Annotated in this window: 5 protein-coding genes; 1 reads left to right on the top strand and 4 read right to left on the bottom strand. The window is 67.9% G+C overall.

What is annotated here, in order from left to right; genetic code table 11:
* Window positions 1-113: 113 nt before the first annotated feature.
* The 4 genes from K8V84_RS16490 to K8V84_RS16475 form a co-directional block, all read right to left on the bottom strand.
* Window positions 114-2,159 carry a type IV secretion system protein gene (locus tag K8V84_RS16490; RefSeq protein WP_304075883.1) on the bottom strand — a complete coding sequence of 682 codons (2,046 nt, stop codon included), beginning with the start codon at window positions 2,157-2,159 and terminating at the stop codon, window positions 114-116.
* A gap of 113 nt (window positions 2,160-2,272) precedes the next feature.
* The gene (locus K8V84_RS16485; protein ID WP_304075882.1) at window positions 2,273-3,223 is read right to left on the bottom strand and encodes a MinD/ParA family protein; all 951 of its coding nucleotides are present in this window, start codon (window positions 3,221-3,223) and stop codon (window positions 2,273-2,275) included.
* A gap of 582 nt (window positions 3,224-3,805) precedes the next feature.
* A complete protein-coding gene (locus K8V84_RS16480) occupies window positions 3,806-4,120 on the bottom strand; it encodes a hypothetical protein (RefSeq protein WP_304075881.1) in 315 nt (104 codons plus the stop codon).
* Between the two features lie 39 nt (window positions 4,121-4,159).
* Complete coding sequence (locus K8V84_RS16475; protein ID WP_304075879.1) at window positions 4,160-4,612, bottom strand: hypothetical protein; 453 nt, start codon at window positions 4,610-4,612, stop codon at window positions 4,160-4,162.
* Between the two features lie 1,022 nt (window positions 4,613-5,634).
* Between K8V84_RS16475 and K8V84_RS16470 the strand changes: the two genes are divergently transcribed.
* The coding region (locus K8V84_RS16470) for a hypothetical protein (protein WP_304075878.1) at window positions 5,635-7,222 on the top strand (1,588 nt) is incomplete at its 3' end.

Genomic DNA, 7,222 nt, shown 5'->3' with positions numbered 1-7,222 from the left:
TTCCGATCTGACCATGACCAACGCCATGGCGGCCGCGCCCAGCGCCAGCGCCACACCGGCGGCCAGCCACGCCAACCAGCCACCACCACGGTTCTCGTCCTGTTGCTGAGCCATCAGCGCCGCCTACGAGTCGGCCGCCGGTGCGCCCACCTATCCACACGCTTTTGCACGAACGCATCAGCCCTGGTCACGCGCTTCTGCTGGTGGGGTGTCAGTGGTGGCGGAGCGCCCTGCTTTTGCGCCCGCACCTGGTGGGCCCACCCCTGCCGCTCCTCACGCAGCTTGGACATGTAGGCCGACGGATCGCTACGGGCCTCCTTCACCGCGGAGCGACGCTCAGCGGAGTTCATCCCCGCCCACCGATGCGCCTCCCACCCGGCCATCACCGGGTTCTCCTGGCGCCATTCAGGGCTGGTGGGACGCACCCCGGCCGCGTCCCGCACCCGGTTCAGCGCCCCGCTCCCCCGCAGCTTCACAGCACCCTCACCATCGGTGGCACGCTGGGCGTTGAGCACCCGGCCCCACCGCGGATCGGTCTCCGCGCGCTTGATTCCCAGCGGCACCCGACGTCCCACACCCCGGGCCGCGCTGCCGGCGGCGCGCGCTCCCCGACCCCCGATCGGCAACCCGGCGGCCGCCAGAGCGCTGCCTCCAGTGGCCGCAGCGGTACCGGCCCGTACGGCGGTGCGGCCCAAGTTCCTCAAAGCTTGGGGCATCCGCAGCCGGCCCTGGTCGGTGTTGATGGCCCGATCGGACAGGGTGCTGACACCCCGGAACAGCGACCAAATCGGCTTCCACGCCATGATCAGGCCGATCATGAGCCCGACCATGAGGATGCTCTGCATCGACAGCGGGGCGGGCAGGGCCAGGATGAGGGAGATGACCAGGACCAACAGGCCGATCATCAGCATCACCATGACCTGTTTAAGCAGGTGGGCGACGGTGAATCCGGCCCATTTGAGCAAGATCGTGCGCCCCGAGGGGTGGATCCCGATCAGCAGGAAAATCGGGGCGAGCATCATGCTCACCGCGAACGCGAACTTGTACACCACCAGGAGCAGGGACGCGAGCATGATCATCAAGCTGCCGGTCAACGACCCCATCAGGGCGGCGATCGCGGTCGAAAGCCGGTGGGAACCGTTGGCTCCGGAGAAAATCTCATATTCGGTGTTGGGCTCCTCGGCCGTGGCACCGTCGAGCACAGAACTGGTGATGTCCTGGTACTGGGTCTGCTTGTTGGTCAGGAGATCCTGATAGTCCTCATCTTCAGCTTCCTGTTTGGTGATGGTGGTGGCCTCCAGCAGCTCCATCCCGTGCTTATCGGCCACCGCCCGCGCGTGATCGGAGGAGCCCAGCAGGCCCTCCACCCAGGGCCGACACATCAGCCCTTCCCACACCATCTGCGTGTTCTGTCGGGCCGCGAACTGGCCATCCGTTTCGAAATCGGACTGGACGGGTTGGGCGGCATCACTGGGGCAGCGCTCTGAGAGCCCGTCCACCGAGATGTTGGAGACCGCCTGGTTGATCACGCTGCTCCCGCCGGAGGTGAGCGCCGTGGCCAGGTTCAGCACCTGTGCGGGGGCGAACAGCATGTACATCCCCAGGCCGGTGCCGACCACCATCCACACCGCGCTCTGGAGGGTCATCGTGGCTTGCCTGCGCACGAACGCGTACCAGGCCAAGGTCACCGCGCCCAGGATGACCATGGTGGGGATCAGAGGCCGCCACAGGTGATCCCTGAGTTGGTTGGTCACTTCCACGATGAGGTCGTGGAACATGAGTTGGTAGGTGTCGGCCGAGGCCACCATGTACAGGTTGGCGGCCAGTTGGGAGACCTCCATGCTGGTGGTCAACATGGGCCCGTAGATCGCCGCCCAGAAATCGAACCGGTTGCCGTCCAAGCAGTCCTCGGTGGTGATGACGTGCCAGACCATCCCGCGGTGCTGGTATTCACCGGAGCTGCCCAGCTCCTCAGGGGAGTACGCACCCAGCTGTTGGGTCTCGTAGATGTGGTTGAGACCCTTGACTGACGCCATCTCGGTCATACCGACCCCGGGCGGCGCCGGGGTCGGGGCAGGCTCGGCGGTGCACCATTCAGGGCCGGCCCAGCTGGAGGAGGGCACCAGCATCAGCCCCATCGACAGCACGAGCAGCGCCATCAACCGGTGTATCCAAGGCCGGGGCCGGGGGGTGCGTCGACCGGACACGGGGGACCTCCTACGTCAAGGCCCCAGGAACCGGCCGGTCCTGGGGCCTGTTCAACAACGTCAGTTCACTGGGGTTCGGGCACCCGAAGGGGTTCGTTGAACCGGCTACCGACCATCGCGGCCAGCTCCAGGAACGCCCGGCGTGTGGTGGGGGCGAGCTTGTCCAGCTCCATCTGGCCGCCCTCGGCGATATGGGGGTCGTAGGGGATACGCAGGGTATGGCGCACCCGTGTCTTAAAGTGCGCCTCGATCTCGTTCAGGTCCACCGCCGAACGCTTCAGCGTTTTGGCGTTGGGCACCTTGGTCATGACCACCACGGCGTTCTCGGCCAGATTCCCCCACCGGTGCGATTCGAGGTAGTCCAGGGTGGCCGAGGCCGATTGGGCCTCATCGACACTGGGACCGCACACCACCACCACCTGATCGGCCAGGTCCAGCACACCCCCCTCACCCGAGAGAGCGTCGAACAACAGCCCGGTGCCGCAGTCGGTGATGCCCAGCGGCAAAAACCGCTCCAGGACCCGCGCCGTGGTCCGGTAGTCCTCGGCGGAGAACGCCTGTGAAGCGGCGGCGTCGCGCTCAGAGGCCAAAACGAACAGCCGCGAGGGCAGCGCCTGTGACAAGAACTGGCGCAGGTGCGGCAGGGACGTGATCCCGTGCTCACGCTCGTACTCCAGCAGGTGACGCACCGTTTTGGGGTGTTCGGTACCGATCCGAGTACCCAACGTGCCCCGGTCGGGGTTGGCGTCCATGGCCACCACGTGATCCCCACGCAGCGTCGCCAGCGTCTGCCCCAACCCCGTGACCGTGGACGTCTTCCCCGACCCGCCCTTGAGGCCCATCACCACCAGGCGGTGATGTTCGGGGATGGCGGTCTGCGCCAGCCCCGCATACCGCCGCTCAGTGACCTGTTCAGGGCTCTCCCCCAACGACACCAGACCGAACGTGGCCTTACGCAGCACACGATGCAGGACCGGCTCGCGCTCGGCCGAGCGCAGCACACGATCCTCGGCCAAATCGCCGGAGGTTTCCGGACGCGGAGGCTGTGGGGGCGGCGTCAGATACCCGGCTGCCGGACCCACCACCGTGGACGGCGACGGGGCGAACGCGGACGCCTCTTCCTGTTCCTGTGAGGGCTCCAACGCGCTCGATTCGTCCGGCACCTCGACCGCGGCAGCCGGTACGGGCTCATCCGGCACCGTGGCCGGGCCGACAGGCTCAGACGCAGGAGGAGGCGTCGCGGGCGTTGAGGGTTCCGGCACCGAGGCGGCCGCGGCCGGCCACAAGGGTTCGGCCGGATCCGGCTCTGGCGCAGGGTTCGACCGGCCCGGAGAGGACCACGGCCGCGAGGCGGGGGCAGGGGGCTTGGGGGGCTCTGTCTCCTCAGCACCCGGCAGTTTGGCCAGCTCCGAATCGACCTCCCCCGTAGGCACGGCGAAAGGATCCAGATCCGGCCGGCTCTGGTCCGGGCCGGACCGCGCCTTCCGAGGCCGTTGGGGCCCGCTGGAGGGGTCATAGCGCAGCCCCGGCGTCGACGCGGCCAGGTCCGCGGCGCTGGGCAGGTCGGTGTTGTCCGATCGCTCGGTCAAGAGGTCCCCCTACTCGGTCGAGACGCCCATGGCGCGGGCCAACGCCACAGCGATGACCTCCACGATGCCGGGCACGTAGAAGATGAGGCCGATGAGGATCGCCAAGATCAAGAACTGCGCGAACTTGGTGATCTCACGGGTGAACAGGAAAAAGATCGCCACGATGGACACGATGACCAGGAACAGCGGACCGAAGAACCCGCGCAGGAAATCGGCCAGACCATCGGTGTCCGGACCACTGGTGTCAGCCAGATGGAGGCCGGGGCCGCTGGTGTCGGCGAGGTAGAGCAGGCCATCGAGTGGCACCAGGCCCGGGTCGATCATGGGTCGTCTCCGTGGGATACAGAAGAGGGATGAAGGTTGTCAGGCGATACTGCGAGGCGTCTGGCGAGCACCACGGGGCAGGGCGTCCGTATGCGGCACGAGCACGGCGAGCGCGTCGTCCAGGAGCACGATGAGGTCGGCCGGACCGATCTCATCGAGGTAGTCGACCATGGTCTGCATGTCCCGCCGCATCATGTGCCGCAGGACCGTGGCCGACCGCGCACTAATGGGCATCACCGAGTCCGGGCGCTGCCCTTCCTCAGAGACCCGCCAGAGCCCCCACGCCTGCGCGATCAGGTGCGAGATCACCACCGGGTCACCACGCAGCACCAGAGCCGAGAGCTGATCACAGCAGTTCTCACACCCGTCTTTTCGGGCAGCGATCAGCGCCTCGGCCACGGCCAGGTCCGGGGCGCGGCCGACACCGTGCGCCCCCAGCCGCACCGGGGGCAGGCGCCGTGCCAGGGTGTGCACGTGCAAGGGGCGACTCATGGGACGATCGTATCTGTGGTCGACTGTTTCGGACCATCATTTTCTGCCATGATATCGCTTCGTAGAGTGACCGAATCGGGTGACGATGCGCGTGCACGCGCACGCGCCGCGTGACTCTACCAGGGGCGACATCGAAAAGCGGACACAGAAGGACATAAGCCGCATGGCCGGAATCGGTCACCAAGAAAACTCAGGTGACACGCCAGAATCAGTCTCGCCAGGTTTCAGAATCTGATACCTATAAGGCATGACGAACGTTAGTACTGAGAAGCGTGCGGGGGGACGGCCCCGCATCCATGAGGGCCCGCGAGCGCAGTACACGGTTCGGGTAGATGAAGCTGAGCACACTGTGCTGGAGCGCCTTGCACGGAGCGAGGGTTACCCGACCGCGAACGCCTTCGTCACTGCCATGGCGAAAAGCCTTGCCGCCCGACAGGCCGTGGACGTTGAACCGGAGACATGCGTGAGGCCCGATCCAGTGGACCGGGCCTGAGCACGAGATTTGTATATAGAGACCGCGCTACCTGTCACAGCCCGCGATCTCTGATCGGACAACTAAATCCTGATCCTGGTGAGCAGTTTGCCGCTGTTCACCGCCGCAGTCCGGCTTTGCCGGCCGGTCTGCACCGAGGTAGCCCGTTTGCCGCGGACCGCCTCACCTGCCGATTCGCCTTCCCTCACCGGGTGGGGCCTTCGGCTTCACCGTCCTTCAGGACGGCCTTTGTGTTGTCAGTAGATACCAATAGATACCGACGGAGCCCATCATACATGAGCCCCCCGGGTCTGGCCGAACATGCCCGCAAAACAGGTCGCAGCGCGCTGTACAGCGGCGTACAGGCGCTCTCAGGTCAGCCCCGTCCCCCGATGCCGCCGACCCCGCCATGCAGGTGTGGGATGAGCTGGTCCGTTGGATCGCACCGCGGCGTGTCGTGCGCGTGGATCCGGACAGCGCCCACCGGTACGCCGATGCCGATGTGCGTCCTGTGGCCGAGGGCGAGCCCCAGGCCCCCTACGCTCTGCACTTGACGAACACGGACCACCGGTTCGCTCACGTGGTGTTCGACCTGGACGTGTCGCGTGACCCTGATGGGGTCGGTGCCGTCTGGCGCGACGCGGACCAGCTCGTGGAGCACTTGGAGGCCCAGGGCCTGGAGTACGTGGTGGCCGCCTCCGGCCCCGCCGGTGGGATCCACGTGTGGGTGCCCGTGTCTGAGGCCAAGGGGTTGGATGCCGGCGAGGTCGAGCGTCTGGCCCGCGCGGCCGCCCGGCACCTGCCCAGCCTGGACTTTGGGATGCTGTGCAACCCCGCTCGGGGTGCGGCGCGCCCCCCGGGATCCCCGCACCGGTCCGGGGGCCGCTCCGCACTTCGGTACCCCACCAGCCCCGAGGCCGCCCTGGCCGTGTTCCGCACCGAAGCCAACACCGCTGAGGCGTTCGAGCGTCTGGCCGTGGCCCTGGGCGTGGAGGAGACCGAGCCCGAGCAAGCGGAGGCCATCGGCATCGACGAGAAGGCGATGCGGCTGCGAGGGCGGCGCCGCCCGATGCCGGACATGGTCCGCCACCTCCTGGGCGCGGAGTCCACCGATGCCTCCGCGCACCTGTTCTCCATTTTCAAGCGCCTGGCCCTGGCCCGCTGGTCCCGGGCCGAGGTGCGCGACCTGGTCGGAGTCGAGCCCGACGCCCCGGGGCTGGAGCACCTGCGCACGGCCGCCCGCTCAGGCATGGGCCGGCGCCCGCGTCGTCCCGAGGAGCGCGCGGCGCTGTTGGACCGGCAGTGGGAGCGCGCGGTGCGCTCGGCCGCCACCACGGCCCCCAGCACCGACAGGACCGAGCGGGACAGCGCCCTGCCGCGCGCTCTGGCGGCGCAGGCCCTGGCCGCCGTGGCCGATCCGGTCTGGTGGAGTGGCCAGGCCGGCCAGTGCGATCGGCGCGCCCTGTTGGCCGTGCACCTGATCGCGCTCACCGCGTGCGTGGTCGAGGTCGATGTGGACGTGCGCCGTCTGGCCCAGACGGCCGGGATCAGCAAGTCCACGGCCGCCCAGGCGCTGAAGCGGCTCTGCTGGGACCAGCGCCTTGAGCGGACCGCAGAAGGCCAGGGTCAGCATTCCCACCGGTACCGTCTGCTCCCCATCGACCAGTGGGTTTTCCCTAATGAGGGGGGTCGGACACAAGGGGAACCCACCCCTGGGGGGAATACCCCCCAGGAGGGTTTTCTTCCTTCGAGGGAGGACCTGACCGCTCGGCTGCGGGACCGCCTGGAGCAGGCCCAGCACGACGTGTGGGCGGAGTACTCCCCTACCCACCCTCGGGGCTTGGGCCGGCACGTGGAGCTGACCTACACCGCCCTGACGGAACTGAACACCCACCTTGACACTGTAGACCTCAAAACGCTCTCTGCCCGGACCGGGTACAGCACCGCCACCACCGCCGCTCACCTGCGCGCCCTGGTCCAGTACCGCCTGATCGAGGCTCGTACCCTGCGCCCCCGCACACCGGCCGCCACGGCGATGAACCGGGCCGCTACGCGGCTGGGCACCCGAGGCGTGGCCAAGAGCCGCGAGCGCCGCTACGCCGCCGAACGCGCCGTGTTCGCGGCCTGGCAGGACGAGG

The sequence above is a fragment of the Nocardiopsis listeri genome, from assembly GCF_020741345.1.
GTDB classification, from domain to species: Bacteria; Actinomycetota; Actinomycetes; order Streptosporangiales; family Streptosporangiaceae; genus Nocardiopsis; species Nocardiopsis listeri_A.
This window is presented reverse-complemented; position numbering and strand designations above follow the sequence as displayed.